Source organism: uncultured Propionibacterium sp. (assembly GCF_963539965.1).
GTDB lineage: Bacteria > Actinomycetota > Actinomycetes > Propionibacteriales > Propionibacteriaceae > Propionibacterium.
The window spans coordinates 1-19,474 of sequence record NZ_CAUTOU010000030.1; the positions used below are offsets into that span (position 1 = coordinate 1).

General features: G+C 69.1%; 16 protein-coding genes. 1 reads left to right on the forward strand and 15 read right to left on the reverse strand.

Translation table 11 applies throughout. From position 1 onward, the window contains the following. From R2N01_RS06610 to R2N01_RS06635, 6 genes are all read right to left on the reverse strand, one after another. Positions 1-1,048 (reverse strand): GTP-binding protein (locus R2N01_RS06610; RefSeq protein WP_316669722.1); only part of this gene is annotated, 1,048 nt, incomplete at its 3' end. 144 nt (positions 1,049-1,192) lie between these two features. Next, positions 1,193-1,663: a 30S ribosomal protein S7 gene (gene rpsG, locus R2N01_RS06615; RefSeq protein ID WP_316669680.1), complete on the reverse strand. Its 471-nt coding sequence runs from the start codon at positions 1,661-1,663 to the stop codon at positions 1,193-1,195. Beyond that, positions 1,663-2,034 (reverse strand): 30S ribosomal protein S12, encoded by a 372-nt coding sequence (rpsL, locus tag R2N01_RS06620; protein ID WP_316669682.1) that lies wholly within the window; start codon positions 2,032-2,034, stop codon positions 1,663-1,665. The genes rpsG and rpsL overlap by 1 nt, the downstream gene beginning before the upstream one ends. A 571-nt stretch (positions 2,035-2,605) precedes the next feature. After that, positions 2,606-4,186 (reverse strand): hypothetical protein, encoded by a 1,581-nt coding sequence (locus R2N01_RS06625; protein WP_316669684.1) that lies wholly within the window; start codon positions 4,184-4,186, stop codon positions 2,606-2,608. Next, entirely contained in the window at positions 4,183-5,109 is a 927-nt protein-coding gene (locus R2N01_RS06630; RefSeq protein ID WP_316669686.1) for an ABC transporter ATP-binding protein, read from the reverse strand. Before R2N01_RS06630 ends, R2N01_RS06625 begins: the two co-directional genes overlap by 4 nt. Continuing rightward, complete coding sequence (locus tag R2N01_RS06635; RefSeq protein ID WP_316669687.1) at positions 5,106-5,876, reverse strand: MerR family transcriptional regulator; 771 nt, start codon at positions 5,874-5,876, stop codon at positions 5,106-5,108. Before R2N01_RS06635 ends, R2N01_RS06630 begins: the two co-directional genes overlap by 4 nt. Before the next feature lie 60 nt (positions 5,877-5,936). On the opposite strand from R2N01_RS06635, the gene R2N01_RS06640 reads away from it, so the two are divergent. Then, positions 5,937-6,320, forward strand: coding sequence for a hypothetical protein (locus R2N01_RS06640; protein WP_316669689.1), 384 nt, complete (start codon positions 5,937-5,939; stop codon positions 6,318-6,320). A 323-nt stretch (positions 6,321-6,643) separates the two neighbouring features. Here R2N01_RS06640 and R2N01_RS06645 read toward each other — a convergent pair whose 3' ends face one another. The 9 genes from R2N01_RS06645 to R2N01_RS06685 form a co-directional block, all read right to left on the reverse strand. Next, a complete protein-coding gene (locus R2N01_RS06645) occupies positions 6,644-7,555 on the reverse strand; it encodes an FAD:protein FMN transferase (RefSeq protein ID WP_316669690.1) in 912 nt (303 codons plus the stop codon). 82 nt (positions 7,556-7,637) lie between these two features. Beyond that, positions 7,638-8,186, reverse strand: a complete 549-nt coding sequence (locus tag R2N01_RS06650; RefSeq protein WP_316669694.1) for an FMN-binding protein — start codon at positions 8,184-8,186, stop codon at positions 7,638-7,640. After that, on the reverse strand, positions 8,183-8,929 hold the full coding sequence (locus R2N01_RS06655) for an ABC transporter ATP-binding protein (protein ID WP_316669695.1): 747 nt from the start codon (positions 8,927-8,929) through the stop codon (positions 8,183-8,185). Before R2N01_RS06655 ends, R2N01_RS06650 begins: the two co-directional genes overlap by 4 nt. A gap of 9 nt (positions 8,930-8,938) precedes the next feature. Next, positions 8,939-10,180, reverse strand: coding sequence for an FtsX-like permease family protein (locus tag R2N01_RS06660; RefSeq protein ID WP_316669698.1), 1,242 nt, complete (start codon positions 10,178-10,180; stop codon positions 8,939-8,941). A 4-nt stretch (positions 10,181-10,184) separates the two neighbouring features. Further along, entirely contained in the window at positions 10,185-11,477 is a 1,293-nt protein-coding gene (locus R2N01_RS06665; RefSeq protein WP_316669700.1) for an ABC transporter permease, read from the reverse strand. 19 nt (positions 11,478-11,496) lie between these two features. After that, the gene (locus tag R2N01_RS06670) at positions 11,497-12,819 is read right to left on the reverse strand and encodes a DUF2318 domain-containing protein (protein ID WP_316669702.1); all 1,323 of its coding nucleotides are present in this window, start codon (positions 12,817-12,819) and stop codon (positions 11,497-11,499) included. A gap of 76 nt (positions 12,820-12,895) precedes the next feature. Next, a complete protein-coding gene (locus R2N01_RS06675) occupies positions 12,896-13,534 on the reverse strand; it encodes an iron transporter (protein WP_316669704.1) in 639 nt (212 codons plus the stop codon). A gap of 32 nt (positions 13,535-13,566) precedes the next feature. Then, positions 13,567-15,204 carry an FTR1 family protein gene (locus R2N01_RS06680; protein WP_316669706.1) on the reverse strand — a complete coding sequence of 546 codons (1,638 nt, stop codon included), beginning with the start codon at positions 15,202-15,204 and terminating at the stop codon, positions 13,567-13,569. 356 nt (positions 15,205-15,560) lie between these two features. Continuing rightward, the gene (locus R2N01_RS06685; protein ID WP_316669708.1) at positions 15,561-19,451 is read right to left on the reverse strand and encodes a DNA-directed RNA polymerase subunit beta'; all 3,891 of its coding nucleotides are present in this window, start codon (positions 19,449-19,451) and stop codon (positions 15,561-15,563) included. Positions 19,452-19,474: the final 23 nt, after the last annotated feature.

Sequence of the window (19,474 nt, forward strand, 5' to 3'; positions counted from 1 at the left end):
GCTTGTTGGCGTGCATCTGGTAGATCTTGCCGATGCGCTCCTTCTTGCCCTTGGTCGAGTTGAGCACCTGCGAGCCGGTCCTGAGGACGCCGGAGTACACGCGGACGAAGGTCAGCTTGCCCAGGTGGGGGTCGGCGGCGATCTTGAACGCCAGGGCGCTCAGCGGCTCGTCATCGCTCGGGTGGCGGTCGATCTCGACCGACTCGTCACCGGGCTTGAAACCGCGGATGGCCGGTACGTCGGTCGGGCTCGGCAGGTAGTCGATGATCGCGTCGAGCAGGGGCTGGACGCCCTTGTTCTTGAACGAGGTGCCGCACACGACGGCGGTGAAGGCGTTGGCCAGGACGCCGCGACGGATGGCCGCCTTGAGGTCCTCCCTGGTCCAGTCCTCGCCGCCGAGGTACATCTCCATGAACTGCTCGTCGTTCTCGGCGACGGTCTCGATCATCTCGGCGCGGGCGGTCTCGGCGGTCTCGACCATGTCGGCCGGGATCTCCTCGACCTCGTAGTGAGCGCCGAGCTCGGTCTCGCCGCGCCAGGTCTTGGCATGCATCTCGACCAGGTCGACGACGCCGAGGAAATCGGCCTCAGCGCCGATCGGCAGCTGCAGCAGGACGGGGACGGCGTTGAGACGCTCCCTGATGGTCCTGATGCACCAGTCGAAGGAGGCGCCCGTGCGGTCGAGCTTGTTGACGTAGCAGATGCGCGGGACGTTGTACTTGCTGGCCTGGCGCCACACCGTCATCGACTGCGGCTCGACGCCGGCGACACCGTCGAACACGGCCACCGCGCCGTCGAGGACGCGCAGAGCGCGCTCGACCTCGACCGTGAAGTCCACGTGACCGGGGGTGTCGATGATGTTGATCTGGTAGTCGTTCCAGAAACAGGTCGTGGCGGCCGATGTGATCGTGATGCCGCGCTCCTGCTCCTGCTCCATCCAGTCCATGGTGGCTGCGCCGTCATGGACCTCGCCGATCTTGTGGTTCACGCCGGTGTAGTACAGGATGCGCTCGGTCGTGGTGGTCTTACCGGCGTCAATGTGGGCCATGATGCCGATGTTGCGCACCTTGGCCAGGTTCGTCTGCAGGTCCAGGGCCACTGGATCAAACCTCTATTCCTTGGTCTTGAGTGAAGGATGTGCCCCGGAGCAGGGCGGTGCCCCCGCCACAGCGGGCGGGGGCCTTGACGACGATCACCAGCGGTAATGGGCGAAGGCGCGGTTGGCCTCGGCCATGCGATGGGTGTCCTCGCGCCTCTTGACCGAGGCGCCCAGACCGTTGCTGGCGTCCAGGATCTCGTTCATCAACCGTTCGGCCATGGTCTTCTCACGGCGGGCACGGGCGAAGCCCACGAGCCAGCGCATGGCCAGCGTGTTGGACCGCGAGGGCTTGACCTCGACGGGCACCTGGTAGGTGGCGCCGCCGACCCTGCGGGAGCGAACCTCGACGGAGGGCTTGACATTGTCGAGAGCCTTCTTGAGGGTCTGCACCGGATCGACGCCGGTCTTCTCGCGGGCGCCCTCGAGGGCGGTGTAGACGATGCGCTGCGCGATGGTCTTCTTGCCGTCGAGCAGAATCTTGCTCACGAGCTGGGAGACCAGCGGGGAGCTGTACACGGGGTCGATGATGACGGGGCGCTTGGGCGCGGGTCCCTTGCGAGGCATTACTTCTCCTTCTTCGCGCCGTAGCGGCTGCGGGCCTGCTTGCGGCCCTTGACGCCCTGGGTGTCGAGGGCGCCGCGGATGATCTTGTAACGAACGCCGGGCAGATCCTTCACACGGCCGCCGCGCACGAGCACCATCGAGTGCTCCTGCAAGTTGTGCCCGATGCCGGGGATGTAGGCGGTCACCTCGACGCCGGAGCTGAGGCGGACACGGGCCACCTTGCGCAGAGCCGAGTTCGGCTTCTTCGGGGTGGTCGTGTACACGCGCGTGCACACGCCGCGACGCTGGGGCGAGCCCTTGAGCGCCGGCGTCTTGGTCTTGCTGACCTTGTCGGTGCGGCCCTTGCGGACCAGCTGCTGGATGGTAGGCACCTGCTGGTATCTCTTTCGTCGTCTAAGGGGATTCTCCTGATGGCGCAACTCCCCCAGCAACCCGACCGTCGCACCCAGCAACCGGTACGCGTTCGTAGGACGATGGGTCGTTGCCGCACACATCCTGGGACCGCCGGGCCGCCTCGCAACGTTCAGGAACCAGGCCGTGAGGGTATGTGCTTCATCCGGGCAAACCGAACCAAGTCACCAGTTTACGTGGCGCAGCGCCGGTTGGCAACAACGTGCCGCACCGCCCCGCCGGGCCGCAGCAGGCGATCGGATCGGGCACGGCCCACGTCGGATCTGTCGCACGGAGCCGGTGACAGATCGTACCGCCCCTCGGGGGTCGGTGAAGTCGGTGTCTGGTTGTCCGGGGGCCCGGGGTTTCGGCGTGTCGGCAGGGGGGGGTGCGGCGCGACCGGCCGGGCGGCGGTCGCCGCCGACGCCCCGCGCACCCGGACCGGCACCGAGGCGACCCGCCCGGTCGGCTCCCCGCCCATGACCCAGGCCCGGCCCGAGACCGTGGCCGCCCGGGCCGCGACGACGACCATGACGGGCCGGCAGGGCGCCCTCACCCCGCGTGGAGGTCCCGTCGCGCGTGCACGGCCACGGCGGCCGCCAGGACGAGCAGGGCGAGGCCCATGAGGATGGCACAACCCTTGAAGTCGACCAGGGCGTTCCCGGCGGGTGAGTGCTCGAAGGGACCGATCTCGATGACACGGTCCGGGAGGTCGACGGCCTCGCCCAGGAGCGAGATGAAGGCAGCGGCCCCCCAGATGAACCAGGCCGCGGGGAAGAACCTCGTCCCCAGGGCGACCAGCAGCGTGGCGAGCGCCACGACCAGGGCGACGGCGGGCCACTGCCCCAGCACGTCGCGCCATGCCGCGGCGGACAGGTTGGCCTCGCCCCCGAGCTCGCTCTCGGCAACCAGACCGACAACCAGCGCAGTGGTCGTGCACAGGACCAGGGTCACCAGCAGAGACCATCCCGCGCGGGAGAGCACCGCCTCCCACCGCCGACGGCCAGTTGCCAGGACGGCCTCGACGCGTCCCGAGCGCTCGTCGGCGACGACGGTCCGCAGGACGAGGATGCCCGCCACGGCGATGAGCGCGCCCATCAGCAGCCCCTGGAAGCGGACATAGCCGAGAGCCGGGTCACCACCGCCGAGCGAGGCTCCGAGCACGCCGCCGTCCAACGGGGCCGACCGCGCCCGCTCGACCGCTCCGCGCCCCATGCCGGTGAGCAGGGCGGCCCCGGCGCCCGTCCCGAGCAGCCACGCCAACCCCGAGGTCCATCCCAGGCGGACGGCCAGGCCCCAGGGTCCGCGTACCCGCATCCGTCGCGACGAGCCGCCCCGGGGGCGCAGCAGGGCCGAGCCGTACTCTCGTCCTCGTTGCAGCAGCAAGGCCAGGACGCACAGGAGCAGGCAGACGCCCAGCCAGGCGCCGAGCGCCCAGAAGCGCTGGTCCGTGAAGGGGGCGACGACGTCACGCAGCCCCAGGAAGCTGAGGTCGCTGACCCGGGAGTGCTCGTAGGTGTCGCCCCAGGCGCGCAGACCGAAGGCGACCAGGACCAGACCGAGACCGGCCTGGCGGCAGCCGGGGACGCTGGGGACGACCTGCGCGCAGACGGCGGTCGCGGTGGCCGGGACGAGGAAGCTCGCCCCGACGACGCCACCGAAGCCGAAGGCGCCCCGCCAGGACATCCCGTCGATGTCATGGGGGCCGGTGACCAGCCCCACCAGGGCTGCCAGCAGCAGCGCGACGAGGACCAGCCAGCAGACCGAGGCGACCAGCGGGGAGGAGGGCCGGGAACCGGTCGAGCGCACCAGCTCGAGGCGTCCATCGGCCTCCCAGCCGCGGAAGAGCCTGGTGGCCAGGAGGACGCCCGCCACGGCGGCCACGATGGTGACGTAGGCACCCATCTCCCACACGAAGATCTGCGCCGGGTGGCCCGGCGAGTCCAAGGGGCCGTAGAGCACCAGGGTGGCCGCATTGTCCGCGGCCTGCGCCACGGCGGCCTCACGCAGGACGGTCGAGGGGAAACTCGTCTGGTAGGAGGCCGGAGTGGCCCCGCACATGGCACCCAGCACCACCAGCCAGGCCAGCACCTGGAGCGCGGTGTCGCGGATGACCAGGCCGAAGAGCCTCATCGCGCCTCCACCTCGTAGTGCCGCAGGAAGAGCTCGTCGAGACTCGCGGGGGTGCAGGTGATGTTGCTCGCCCCCGAGGCGAGCAGGGCCTGCAGCACCACGGGCACCTCCACGGCCTGGGCCTGGACGGTGAATCGGTCGCCGTCCAGCCGCGCCGAGGGCGGCATGCCCGTCGGCATCTCGCGGCTCGCGAGCGAGGCGGTGATCGTCGAGGCCGCCAGGTGCTTCATGGCCTGGATCTCCCCGCTGTCCACGAGCTTGCCGTCCTTGATGATCGTGACCTTGCGGCACAGGGCCTCGACCTCGCTGAGGACGTGGCTGGACAGCAGCACGGTGCGGCCCTGGCGGGCCGCCTCCCGCACGCAGGACTGGAAGGTCTCCTCCATCAGGGGGTCGAGCCCGCTGGTCGGCTCGTCGAGGATCAGCAGGTCGGTGCGAGCCGCGAAGGCCGCCACCAGAGCCACCTTCTGCCGGTTGCCCTTCGAGTAGGACCGGACGCGCTTGGAGGGATCGAGGGCGAAGGCCCCGACCAGCTCCTTCTCCCCGGCGAGATCGTACATGCCGCGGCCTCGCAGCCCGGCCAGCGCGTCAAGACACTGCTGACCGGTCAAGGCGGGCCACAGGGCCACGTCGCCCGGGACGTAGGAGATGCGATGCGTCACCTCCGCCGCCCGGGCCTGCGGATCGAGCCCCAGGACCTGCACATCGCCGCCATCACGGCGGTAGAGGCCCAGCAGCACGCGGATTGTCGTCGACTTGCCCGCCCCGTTGGGCCCCAGGAAGCCGTGCACATCCCCCTGGTCGACCCGGAGGCTGAACCCGTCAACAGCGACGAAGCTCCCGAACCTCTTGGTCAGACGATCCACCGTGATCGTTGCGTCGGACCCCTGCACCGCCCTGCGCGGAGCACCACCCTCGGTCATGACGCCTGCCTCTCGCCGAGGGCCGCCTTCAGGTGGCGCCGAACCGCTTCTCCCAGCTCCTTCTGCCCGCGGGAACTGGTCGCCCCGAAGAGGTCGTAGACCTTGTCGATGTCGCCCGCAGTGAGCTCGCGTGCCATGGAGTCCGCCCGCTCCCCCAGAGCCGTCACCATGCGGGCGACGACGTGCCCGGCCGTCTCCTCGATCTGCTGGTCGTCCATCGCGTCGAGGTCGCGCCCGTAGGCCGCCAGCGCCCCGGCCGTCGTGGCCGGGTCCAGGTGCGCGAAGATCAACTCGGCGCCCTCGGGCATCTCCCCCCGATAGCAGGCCAGTTCCACGAAGTCCCTCTCGGCTCGGATCGCACGTGCGGTCCGTTCGTCGGGGGCATTGGCCTCCATGTGTGCGTAGTGCGCCGCCGCCGCGTCCGGCATGGGCGTCAGCGTGTGCCCCCGCTCGGCGGCGTCCAGCAGCACGCGGAGTCTGCGTCGCTGCTCCTGGAGCCCGAGGATCTGCTCGTCGATCCCCGCCAGGGTGCTGCGCAGGTCGTCGGCCGCGCTCGCCGGCGCTGCATCGAGGATCTCCCCGATCGCGGACAACGAGAGGCCGGCGCCCAGCAGCCACCGGATTCGCCCCACTCGGGCCACGTGCTCGAGGGTGTAGTCGCGCCAGGCGCCCCGCGTCTCCGGCACGTCGAGCAGGCCGACGGAGTGGTAGTGGCGCACTGCCCTGACGGTCGTCCCGGTCAGCTCGGCAAGCTGTCGTATCCGCATGGACGCAGTGTCACATGTGACGTCGCGTCACACTCAAGCAGTGTGACATCGTGACCCACCATGACCACCTCTCCCGACCTGACCGGGCTCCCGCGACACCCCGCCGAGGGGCTGCCCGAGTTCCGGCAGGACTTCGCCGGCGGGGTCCCCGGCGTGGACCACCGGCTGTGCGGCTTCGGGCTGAACGCAATCAGCTCCGACGCGACCTCCTTGATGAACGCCTCGATCTCGCTGGCCGTCACCCTCGGTCCGAGCCTGGACGACCACCAGGCCGAAGAGCACCTGCGCGCCCTGCACGCCGAGCTCTGGCCGACGGCGGCAGCGAGCCGATGCCGCTGGACGCCTGCCCCTTCCGCCCTCGGCGGGCAGGACCGGTATCCGCTACGACGATGCGGCGGCCGGCCCCCACCAACTCGACGGGGACCCCGAAGAAGGAACTCGTGAACCGGAAGATCCACCCGGCCAGGGCCCACCCGGATCCGGGACGTGACATCCCGGGATCGAGTCGAGATACGACCGGGAACGACCCCGCTCGACGATCGGCTGTCGCACGCCGGACGGAACCTGCGCAGAATGGAGAGAACACGACCGAGCAGCCCGGACCAGCCGTCGACCACCATCCGGAAAACCCATATCACTCCATCCCGCATCGCCGTGCCCCTCTGGTTCATGGCGGCGCTCCTCGCTGCCGTCTCTCTCGCCCTCGGCCAAGGGGGCTTCAGCAAGAAACCCGGGACGGTTCTCCTGCGGCCTGAGAAAACGATGACTCACTGCTCGTCGACCGGCAGCCAGGCCAGGCCCGGGCTCGGCCGGACGGCCTCGTCGGTGACCACCAGGTGCTCGACGCCCTCCAGCAGCTCCTCGAGACGCTCGGGCGGGCGCATCATGAGGGCTGTTGCCGCAGCCTCGGCGCGCATGCCGTCGGCGCACACCGCGCTGGCCTGCCGCACGCCGGAGGCGGCCGGGCGCCCCGTGGCCGGGTCGATGACGTGGTGAACGACCTGGCCGTCGATGAGCCGTGGCAGCTGCTGCAGGTAGTCCCCGGAGGTGGCCAGGTCGGCGGCGTCCCTCAACTCGACCGAGCCGAGGACGCCGTCCCCGTGCGGGCCCCTGATGCCGACCCGCCAGGGGCGGGCCCCCGGCCTGGGGCCGGCTGCGGCGACCGACGAGGAGCCGACCGAGACGAGGGCGGCGCCGGCCCCGCGGTCGAGGCAGAGCCCGCGCACGGCGTCGGCGACGAAACCCTTGGCGATCGCCCCCAGATCCAGCTGCGCCCCCTCGTGCAGGCGGTAGGCGCGCTCGTCGACCCTCTCGAGCAGCTCGGGCGCGCAGCGGGCCCTCGCCTCCTCGATCACGTCCCGGCCGGGTGTCTGCGGGCGTCGGCCGGCCGCGACCTCCGCCAGCCAGGCCTTGACGTCCCACAGCCCGCCGAGCGCCCCGATGCAGGGCGTGAAGGCCCCGTCGCAGAGCGGGGCCAGCTCCAGGCAGGCGTCGAGCACCGCGGCCGTCGCCGCATCCACCTCGACGACGCCGCCGGCCGCGCGGTTGAGCGCGCTCACGTCGGAGTCCGGCTGGAAGCGCGACAGCAGCGACTCGTAGTGGATCAGCGCTCCGGCGGTCTCGGCCACCAGATCGCCCGGCTGCGCCATTACGACGGTCACCTCGACGAGGGTGGCCATCGAGGGCAGCGTGAAGCGCAGCGCCCCCGCGGTCGGGCGGATGTGCGCGGCTCTCGGCGCCGGCGCCCGCGGCATCGGCGGGTCAGTAATCGTCGTCCCCGAGGCCGAGATCGGGCATGTTGACCGTGTCGGCACGCCCGTCGTCCGCAACGCCCTGCGCCTGGTACACGGCGCGCAGCGAGGCCTGCAGGAACTGGCTGTGCGCCACGGTGGCGCCCGCGATCGTGTCGACCGCGGTCGGGTCCTGCACCTCGACGAGCTTGGCGGAGTACTGCGCGTACGAGGCGACGGCGGCTTGGGCGCGCTGGTAGTAGTCCGCGTTCGCGACCTCGCCGGAGCTGTTCTTGCCGTAGTCCTCGTCCTTGACGGTCCCGTCGGACTCGACCGTCCGGTACGAGGCCTCGGTGATCCGCCCGTCCGCCACGGTGATGGTGACGGTGCCCACCGAGCCCTGGTCGTCCGCGTTGGACTGGCCGGTCCAGGTGCCGTCGTTCATCGTGATGCCCATGTCGACGAGCTGGTCATCATCCGAGTCTCCCGAGCAGGCGGTCAGCATCATGGCGCCGACCGCGCCGAGGCCTGCGAAGGCCGCGAAGCGGCGGGCAAGGCTCATGCTGCGCTGGTGGCTCATGCTCGCTCCTCCCGGTGCTCGTCCCCGTCCGCATTCGGCGGGGTGGGCTCGACCGCCCCGTCGTCATGGCCGTGGACGGTCTGGCCGACGATCCTGCCGTGGTCCAGGCGGACCTCGCGCTGGCCCTTCGAGGCGACCCAGGCGTCATGGGTGACGACGATGAGCGTGGTGCCCTCGGCGTGCAGCCGGCCGAAGATGTCGAGCACGATGCGCTCGTTCTTCTCGTCCAGATTGCCGGTGGGCTCGTCGGCCAGGACGATCTTCGGCGAGTTGATGAGGGCGCGGGCGACGCAGACGCGCTGCTGCTCGCCGCCGGACAGCTGGCGGGGCAGGTGAGTGGCCCGCTCGGCCAGGCCCACACGGCCGAGCGCGGCCATGGCCTCGGCCTCGTCGGGCATCGAATGATAGTACTGCGCGACCATGACGTTCTCGAGGGCCGTCAGGTGCGGGATCAGGTGGAACTGCTGGAAGATCAGCCCGATCGTCTCGCGGCGCACCTGGGTGAGGTCGAAGCCGGAGAACTTCGAGATGTCGCGGCCGTCCAGCATGACGGTGCCCTCGGTGGGCTGGTCCATGCAGCCGACGATGTTCATCATCGTGGTCTTGCCCGAACCGGACGGACCGACGATCGAGACCCATTCACCGCGCCCGACGGTGAGGTCGACGCGGTCGAGGGCGCGCAGTTCGCCGTAGATCTTCGAGACGCCGGTCAGCTGCAGCAGATCGGATGCGTTGTCGGTCATGGTGGTCTCCTACTCCCCGCGCAGCACCAGGGCGGGATCGACTTCGACGGCCCGGCGCACCGGGATGAGGCTCGCCAGTGTGGACACGAGGATGGCCGCCGCCACCGTGCCGACGAGGATCAGCGCATGGGCCTCGACGGTGCGGTGGAAGACGTTGAACGAGATCACCTGCGCCAGGCCGAAGCCCGCGGCCGCACCGATGATGCCGCCGATCAGACCGAGGACGACCCCCTCGCCGAGGAACTCCACGATGATCGACCCGTTGTCGGCGCCGAGCGCCTTGCGCAGGCCGATCTCGTTGCGGCGCTCCGTGACGACGGCCATCATCGTCGTCGAGACGCCGATCATGATGAGGGCCAGGACGATGACCGAGATGATCACCATCAGCGAGCGCAGCATGCCGAGGATGTCCGAGTCGGACTGGGCCAGGCGCGCGACCGGATCGGCGCTGACCTGCGGATGCTCCGAGCTGATCCGGTCGGCCAGGGACTGGAGGGCGGCGCCCTCGGCCGAGACCGAGAACTCGGCGACCGTGTAGACCGGTCCGGCTCCGGTCAGCCGGGTCATGTCGTCCATGTACATGTAGACGAAGCTGTCCTCGTTGCCGCCGGTCTCCAGGATGCCCGAGACCGTCACCGTGGTCTCGGCGCCGGTGGACGCCTCGGCCTGGTTCACGTCCTGGTTCGAGATCTCCTTGCCGTCGGAATTCGTCGCTCCCCCGCTCGGGGCGGAGCCGGTCCCCGGGCCGGGGGTCGAGCCGCCGACGGCCAGCATCGACAGCGTGATCGTGTCGCCGACCCGGGCGTCGATGGCATCGGCGACGTCCCGGCCGACGAGCACCGAGCCGGCGGCCGCCGGCCACTGCCCGTCCACGTACCAGTACGGGTTCATCTGATGGGCGGCGCCCAGGTCGGCGCCCGCTGCGACGTACGGCAGGTCGTTGATGAGGATCGCCTCGTAGTCGATGCCCACCGCGCCGACGAGCTCGCCGGCGGGGATCTCGTCCTCGACCTCTTCCACGACGGAGGTGTCGAAGGCGCTCGAGTTGCCGGTCGGCGTCAGCAGCATGTTGGCGCCGGCCGAGCGCATCTCGCGTGCCATCTGGCGCGGCACGTCGACCGAGATCGTGGCCAGTGCCGACAGGGTGGTGGCGCCCACCGCGACGGCCAGCATCGCGACGACGACACGGGAATGGCGCCGCAGGATCGACGACATCACCATGCGGATGAACAGTCTGCGCTTGGGGTTCATCGGCTCACCTCCCGTGCAGTACTTCGGCCGGGCGCAGTCTCAGCAGGAACCGGACCGCCGGGATCGAGCCGGCCAGGACGACCAGCAGGACCAGCGCCGCGACGATGCCCGCGACCGCCGGCAGGACCGATATGGACGAGCCGAACACGAGACGTCCGATGACCTGGGCCAAGCCCGTGCCGACCCCGAATCCGAGCAGCCCCCCCACCAAGCCGACGATGAGGATCTCGGTGAGGATCAGCCCGACCACTGCCGAGTCGCGCGCGCCGATGGCCTTCATCAGGCCGATCTGGCTCGCCCTCTCCATGACGTTGGCGGTGACCAGGTTGGCGATGGCCAGTGCGGCCCCGGCCATCGACAGGACCGTGACGAGCACCATGAGCAGCTGCGTCTTCTCAAGGATGGTGCCCTCGGACTCGGAGACCTGGCGCACTGCGCGGGCCGTCGAGTTCGGGATGACCTCCTCGATCTGGTAGGCGATCGAGGAGACGTAGGCGGTGCAGTACCAGGTCTCGCGCTCGGACACCGACAGGCTGTTCGGGTTCTTCGCCGCCTTCCTGGCCAGGTCGTTGTCGGGCGTGGTCAGGGCCGAGATCTCGACCTCGCCGACCGCGCCGGGCACGGCGATGAGGTCCTGGGCCGTGGCGATGTCGGTGAGGACCTGGTTGTCCTCGTCCTCGCCGGTGGTGACGATGCCCGAGACGGTCAGCTGCTCGGTGACGCCGTTGCGCGCGACCGAGAACGAGTCGCCCACCCCGAGCCCGTTGTTCCGGGCGAAGGCGACGCCCACGACGGCCTGGGTGGGGTCCTCCTCGGAGGGCCAGGAGCCGTCGATCGTCCACCAGCCGCGCATGTTCACCAGGCCGGTGTCGACCGACTCGCCGTCGGCCAGGTCGAGGTGCTTGGTGAACCAGGTGCCGACGACCGTCACGTCATCAGTGGTACCGCCTGCGGTGGTCGCATCGCCCTTGGTGTTCAGGACCGGGGCGAAGTCGACGATGTTGTAGGTCCAGAAGATCGTCTTGATCTTCGGCACGTCCTCCTCGTCGAGATAGGACTGCTGGGCGTCATCGCCGCCGTCGAAGTCGTAGATGTCCTGGACGACTGCGGCGCCCTGGGGACGTACGACGATATTGGCGCCGTAAGCCTTCAGTTCCTGGTTGATCTTGTCGCCCACCGAGAACATGACTGAGAGCATCGAGGTCGCGACGGAGGCGCCGAGGGCGACGGTCAGGATGATCATGAGGCGCCGGGAGCGCTGCCTGAGCAGCGCGCCGCGCAGCATGCGGAGAAACATATGACTACCTCGTTCGAGCTCAGGCGAAGACGCTGACGTTGGCCTCCAGCGCGGAGACCGGCACGCTCAACTTGCCGTTGGCGACGGTGAAGTCGATCGGGATCGGGTTGCAACCGCCCTTGAAACCGATGGTGGCGATGTTCATGGCGACCCCGCACAGCTTGCAGATGACCTTGTCGTCCTTCTCGTAGTAGCCGCTGGCGCCGCAGATCTCGCAGGCGTCCAGGCCGACGCCGAAGGAGGTGCCGGCCTTCTGGATGGCGATGAAGCGCACCTTGGTGCCCGAGGCGGTCGGGTACTCGAAGCGGTGCAGGTGCGCATCGCTGATCCTGTCGAGGGCGACCACCACATCGCCGTCCTCGACGTCGAAGGGTTCGGGGTCGGACAGCTTGACCTCCTGGGTGGCGTAGTGCCTGCCGACGGTCAGGCCGGCGGCGGCCACTGCCAGGGTGCCGAGGCCGAGGACCGAACGACGGCTCATGGATCGGGCGCCGGCGGCCTTGAGACGGTGCTCGGCCGCGACGGCCGCCTCGGTACTGGCGCGGCGCGAGGAGATCAGCAGGGCGATGGCGGCCACCGCCGCCACGCTCATGGCGGCGAAGGCGAACAGGGCGTCATGGTTGACCAGCCAGGACATCGCCGTGGCGGTCTTCTTCGAGACGCGGATGACGCGCAGCGAGTACAGCAGCCGGACGATCAGGAAGACGTGGCTGGTCGTCAGCACGAGGCCGAGGAGGGTGAACAGGATCGGGGCGTAGAGCGGACGGCGAGCGCACATCATCGAGACGCTCGCGCAGGCGAGGACCGCGATGGCGATGCCGATGCCGAAGCCCAGGACGTTGAGGAAAGTGGTGCTGGAGAAGACCGTCGAGCTGGACGGGACCCAGTCCCAGATCTGCAGGTAGACGCTCTGGCAGGCCCGGAAGACGATGGCCAGGGCCCAGACGAAACCTGCGATCGACACGACGACCCGCCATGGCGGGGGGACCGGGTTGGCGACGCCGGCGCTGGCCAGGAAGCCGCCCCCGGCCCCGCGCAGGAGTCCGAGGGTCCGCCGCCCGAAGAACCAGACGAGGACCAGGAGGACGGCGAAGAGCGCGACGGTGGGTTCGAGAGTGGTCAGGGTGAGGTGCTGGCGGTCGAAGCGGATGATCGAGAACTGGTGCACGACGATGAACGCCAGACCGATCGCCGCACCGGTCAGGGAGCCCCACACCACCGGGCGGGGACCCGGGCGGGCCGGGTCCCCGCCCGAGGCGAGGCGCACACCGGGAGAGAGGGCTCCGATCGTCAGGGCGACGAGAATGAGGGAGCCGAGCGCATCGACCAACTGTGCAAGCACTGCCTCTCCTAGATGTGCTGAGGGTTGGATCGCCGGAGCCAGATCATAGACACCGGTTCCGGCATCCGGTGGCCGATCACCACCAGACGGTCTCGGGGTCCCAGTGCCAGTCGCTGAAGGTCGCGACGATCGGCTCGGTCCAGAAGCGGCCCGTGACCCCGGTCTCCTCGTCGGTGTGCAGCATCCAGCCGTTCTCCTCCGGGGAGTGGATGGTGATCTGCAGCGTGTAGTCGCCGGCGGCCAGCTCGGGCAGGTTCAGGCCGTAGTGGGGGCCGTCCGAGGCGTTCATGGTCATGAAGGTGCCGGACTGCACGCTCGCACCGCTCTGGTCGAGGATGGAGTACTCGACCGTGAGGCCGGGCACGAAGTCGCCGGCGCCGTAGCCGAGATCGTTGTCCTCGGCGGCCGTGATGTCGGCCTCCAGGTGCATGGAGGCCGAGGCGGCGTCGACGCCGGTGGCCGGGGTCATCTCAACGGGCTGGAAGTAGACGGCCGACACCTTGATCGGGCCGGAGAACACCTCGTCGCCGACGGGCATCTCCTGGAAGCCGGCGTCGTTGCCGTCGCCGGTGGCGGAGGCCTCGGAGGAGGCGCTGCTCGAACCAGAGCCGGAGCTGGAGCCGGAGGAGCTGGAGTTTCCGGAACAAGCAGTCATGAAGCCGGCCAGCGCCAGGGCGGCGATGAGGCTTCCTGCCTTCTTGAAGGACATGGACATGGGTGCGTCTCCTGTGTAGATGGGATCGGTGCTTATTCAGTTGTCTCGGTCGCCGCCTGCTCGTCCCGGCCTCCGGCCTCGGCGCGACGGCGCCTGCTGCGCCGAGCCCCTACGACGTAGAGGGCGACGATGATGATGAGAATCACGACTTGGCCGATCAGGTTCTCAGCCCTGGGGTAGATGCCCACCAGGTCGAACGTGGGGAGGCCGTCGATGGCGGTGGAGGGCAGGACGCCGGCCTCCTGCAGCTCCTTGATGCCGGAGCCGGTGAAGATCACGGCCATGACCGCCAGGAAGATCGACGTCACGACGAAGAACGGGCGCAGCGGGATGCGCACGCTGAAGAACCGGATGAGGACGTAGACCACGACGAGCGCGGCGGCGCCGACCGCCAGGCCCAGCCACACGAGATGGGAGTCGTCGCCGGCCATCACCAGGATCGGCTGGTAGAAGAGGATCGTCTCGGCGCCCTCGCGCAGGACGGCGACGAAGGCCACCAGCACGAGCGAGAACAGCGAACCGCGGCTGATGCCGTTCTCGGTCGACCCCGGCAGGTACTTCGTCCACGAGGCGTGGTCGGAGTTCTTGATCATCCAGTTCGACACCCAGATGAGCATGGCCACGGCGACCAGGGCCGTAATGCCCTCGAGCAGTTCCTGGTTGGCGCCCGCGGCCGCCGTCACGAAGTGGAACAGGAGGGCCAGGCCGATCGAGATGAGGACGGCCAGTCCCACACCGGCCCAGACGAGGCGCGACTCGCGGTGCAGCCCGGCCTTGATCATGAAGGCGATGATCGCCACCACGACCAGTATGGCCTCGAGGCCCTCGCGCAGGATCACGAGGAAGGCGGAGATGAACAGCGTGAACCCGCCCGAGCCGCCGGTGCTGGTGCCGGTACTCGGGTCGTAGCCGTCGAGGGTGTTCGCGTCCTGGATGAGCATGACCTCGAGGTCGGCGATGCGGGTCCTGACCGAGTCGTCGTCCTGATCGGTCATGTCCTTCTTGATGTTGGCGAACTGCAGCTCGATGACCGACACGCGCGCGCCGGAGACACGGCTCATCGTGACCTTCTCGAAGCCGGTGGTCTCGTAATTGCCGTAGTAGGCCTCGTTGACGAGGCTCTTGCCGCCCTCGGCGTCACCGGCGGCCGAGGCATCCCGGCCCCGGTCCAGCAGGCCGATCATGGTCGTGGCGATCTGGCCCCACTTGCCCGGGCTGACCGACAGGTCCTCGACGTTCTGGGAACTGCCGTCGAGGGTCTGCGCCGCGCTGGTCATGAGCCCCTTGAGCCCGTCGATCCTGTCGTCGACCTCGGAGCCGTCGTTGTCCCTGATCGCCTTGACGAGCAGGGCGAAGTCCATGTCGGCGTCCTTGACGTCGGCACCGGACTTGGCGCCGAGGGCCTCCTCGAAGCCGGAGCCCACGTAGATGCTGTAGCGGGCCTCCTTGACCCGGTTCTTCGCACCCTCCTGGTCGCCGTCGTGGAAGGCGGTGCCGGCGGCGTCGAGTCCGTCGTTGATCCGCTGGGCAACGCTCGCCCACTGCCCCGCGGAGGCCGAGGGATCGGCCGCAGCGGTCGCGGGACGGTGGACCGGCAGCAGCACCAGGAGGAGCAGCAGCACGCCGGCGAGGACGGGCACGTGGCGCAGACCGGTGGACCTGTCCGTCATTTCTGCCAACTGTGCGGAACGCACCGGCGAACACCCCCATTCCTTGGAAGGACCCATATCTCATCACAGGTCCTCGGCGGGACCCACGGGGGATTAGCTTAGGCTAAGGGTTTCAAGGGTTGCCAATCGGGTCGTGATTCGATTCGTTCCCGCTGGCCAGAGGCGTTTTCAGCAGTCTCGCCCGCGTGTGACAGCTTGTCTCCAACCAAGGGTCGGGATATGTCTGCGGACGGACCGCCCCGCGCTGCGGGGGTGAGCCGACAGGGTCCCCGGGGCCCGCGGGCCCGGATCCGCCGTCAATGCGCTGAGGGCGCCCCGCGCGGGCGGGGCGCCCTCAGCGGAGAACCGGACAGGGCTCAGCGCAGGTCGCCGAAGTCCAAGTCGTCGAGCGGGACGGCGGCCCCCGAGCCGGAACCGAAGTCGTAGTCGAACGGGTCGTAGCTCATCTGGAAGGAGTTGGCCTTGGCCTCCGCCGTGGGCTCCACCCGGATGTTGCGGTAGCGCTCCAGGCCGGTGCCGGTCGGGATGAGCTTGCCGAGGATGACGTTCTCCTTCAGGCCGACCAGGTGATCCGACTTGCCCTGGATGGACGCGTCGGTGAGCACCTTGGTGGTCTCCTGGAAGGAGGCCGCGCTCAACCACGAGTCGGTCGCCAGCGAGGCCTTCGTGATGCCCATGAGCACCGGGCGGCCCTCGGCGGGGCGGCCGCCCTCCTCGACGGCCTTGCGGTTGGCGGCCTCGTAGCCCTGCCGGTCCACGAGCTCGCCCGGCATCATCGGGGTGTCGCCCGATTCGATGACGGTCACGCGGCGCAGCATCTGGCGGATGACGATCTCGATGTGCTTGTCGTGGATCGGCGAGCCCTGGGAGGCGTACACCTTCTGGACCTCCTCCACCAGGTGCTCCTGCACCCTGCGGACACCGCGCACCCGCAGCACGTCCTGGGGATCGACCGTGCCGCCGGTGAGCTGCTCGCCCACGGACACGTGCACGCCGTCGGCGATCTGGTGGCGCACGCGGTTCGAGTCCTCGAACTCGAGGCGGGCACGGCGCGGGAGCGTGTACTCGACATCGGCGCCGCCGTCGTCGCGAACGATCGTCAGCTTGCGCCCGCGGTCGGTCTCCTCGATCCTGACGCGCCCGTCGGCCTCGGCGATCGGGGCCTTGCCCTTCGGCGTACGGGCCTCGAAGAGCTCGACCACGCGCGGCAGGCCCTGCGTGATGTCGTCGCCGGCCACGCCACCGGTGTGGAAGGTGCGCATCGTCAGCTGGGTGCCGGGCTCCCCGATGGACTGGGCGGCCTGGATGCCGACCGCCTCGCCGACCTCGACGAGACGGTTGGTGGCCAGCGAGGTGCCGTAGCACATCGCGCAGGCGCCGGTATGGGCTTCGCAGGTCAGGACCGAGCGGACCTTGACGGTGGTGATGCCCGCCGCCACCGCGGCGGCGATGTTGGCGGTCTCGAACAGTGTGCCGGCGGCGATGATGACGTCGCCGTCCTCGTTCACGACGTCGACGGCGGCGGTGCGGCCGTAGACGGAGGTGTCGAGCATCCTGACGGGGACCGGTGCGCCGTCCTGCCCGGCCCTCGCGATGACCTTGTTCAGGCCGCGCTCGGTGCCGCAGTCCTCCTCGCGGATGACGACGTCCTGGGAGACGTCGACCAGACGACGGGTCAGGTAACCGGAGTCGGCGGTGCGCAGAGCGGTGTCGGCCTGGCCCTTCCGCCCGCCGTGGGTGGAGATGAAGTACTCCAGAACCGTCAGGCCCTCGCGGAAGTTCGACTTGATGGGGCGCTCGATGATGTCGCCCTTCGGGTTGGCCACGAGGCCCCGCATGGCGGCGATCTGGCGCATCTGCGTCATATTGCCCCGCGCCCCCGAGTTCACCATCATGTAGATGGGATTCGTCTTGGTGAAGTTCTTCTCCATGGCGCTGGTCAGTTCGGCCGTCGCGTCGTTCCAGATCTGGACGAGCTCGCCACGGCGCTCCTCCTCGGTCACGGCGCCGCGATCGTACAGCTTGTCGATCTTGGCGGCCTTGGCCTCGTAGGTGGCCATGATCTCGGGCTTGTCCGGAGGCGTCTGCACGTCGCCGATCGAGACCGTGACACCGGAGCGGGTGCCCCACATGAAGCCGAGATCCTTGAGGTTGTCGAGGGTCTCGACGACCACGGCGCGCGGATACTTCACGGCGAGGTTGTTGATCAGCCCCGAGAGCTGCCTCTTGCCCACGTGGTAGTCCACGAACGGGTAGTCGGCGGGCAGCGACTGGTTGAAGATCACGGCGCCCAGGGTGGTGTCGAGGACGATCGAGCCGTCGGCGCGCAGCTTGTCGGCCTGGGCGGGCGGCGGGACGATGCCGGTCAGCTTGATCTTGCACTTGGCGCGCAGGTCCAGCTGGCCCAGGTCCTCGGCCATGATGGCCTCCGCCTCGGAGCTGAAGGCGCGCCCCTCTCCCGGCAGGCCGTCGAGGTCCTGGGTGAGGTAGTACATGCCGATGATCATCTCGTGGCTGGGCAGGGCGATCGGCCTGCCGTCGGCCGGCTTCAGGATGTTGTTCGAGCTGAGCATGAGGATGCGGGCCTCCGCCTGCGCCTCGGCGCTCAGCGGCAGGTGGACGGCCATCTGGTCGCCGTCGAAGTCCGCGTTGAAGGCCGCGCAGACGAGCGGGTGCAGCTGGATGGCCTTGCCCTCGATCAGCTGGGGCTCGAACGCCTGGATGCCGAGGCGGTGCAGCGTGGGCGCGCGATTGAGCAGCACCGGGTGCTCCTTGATGACCTCGTCGAGGACGTCGAAGACCTGCGGGCGCTGGCGCTCGACCATGCGCTTGGCGCTCTTGATGTTGGGCGCGTAGTTCAGGTCGTCCAGGCGCTTCATGACGAAGGGCTTGAACAGCTCCAGGGCCATCTGCTTGGGCAGGCCGCACTGGTGCATCTTCAGCTGCGGGCCCACGACGATGACCGAACGGCCGGAGTAGTCGACGCGCTTGCCGAGCAGGTTCTGGCGGAAGCGGCCCTGCTTGCCCTTGAGCATGTCGGACAGCGACTTGAGCGGGCGGTTGCCCGGGCCGGTGACCGGACGGCCGCGGCGGCCGTTGTCGAACAGGGAGTCGACGGCCTCCTGGAGCATCCGCTTCTCGTTGTTCACGATGATCTCGGGCGCGCCGAGGTCGAGCAGCCGGCCCAGACGGTTGTTGCGGTTGATCACGCGGCGGTAGAGATCGTTGAGGTCGCTCGTGGCGAAACGCCCGCCGTCCAGCTGCACCATCGGGCGCAGGTCCGGGGGGATGACCGGGACGGCGTCGAGCACCATGCCCATGGGTGAGTTGCCGTTCTCAAGGAAGGCGTTGACCACCTTGAGACGCTTCAGGGCGCGGGTCTTGCGCTGGCCCTTGCCGGTCTTGATGACCTCGCGCAGCTTCTCGGACTCGGCCTCCAGGTCGAAGGTCTCGAGGCGGCGCTTGACGGCCTCGGCCCCCATGTAGCCGTCGAAGTACTTGCCGAAGCGGTTCTTCATCTCGCGGTAGAGGACCTCGTCGCCCTCGAGGTCCTGGACCTTCAGACCCTTGAAGCGGTCCCACACGGCATCGAGGCGGTCCAGCTCGCGGCCCGCGCGGTCGCGGATGGTCTTGAGCTCCTTCTCGGCGGCGTCCCTGACCTTCTTCTGGACGCAGGCCTCGGCGCCCTCGCCCTCGAGCTCGGCGAGGTCCTCCTCGAGCTTGGCCATGCGCTTGGCGACGTCGCCGTCGCGACGCTTCTCGATCTGGCCGCGCTCGGCCGAGACCTTGGCCTCCAGGGAGGGCAGATCGCGGTGCCGGGCCCCCTCGTCGACGCGCGTGACCATGTACGCGGCGAAGTAGATGACCTTCTCGAGGTCCTTCGGTGCGACGTCGAGCAGATAGCCGAGACGCGAGGGGACGCCCTTGAAGTACCAGATGTGGGTGACGGGGGCGCGCAGCTCGATGTGACCCATGCGTTCACGGCGCACATTGGAGCGGGTGACCTCCACGCCGCACCGCTCGCAGACGATGCCCTTGAAGCGCACGCGCTTGTACTTGCCGCAGTAGCACTCCCAGTCGCGGGTGGGCCCGAAGATCTTCTCGCAGAACAGGCCGTCGCGCTCGGGCTTGAGCGTGCGGTAGTTGATCGTCTCGGGCTTCTTCACCTCGCCGTGGGACCACGCACGGATCTGGTCGGCCGTGGCCAGACCGATCTGGAGCGTGTCGTAGGTGTTGACGTCCAGCACGTTGGTTCTCTTTCCCCTGCTTC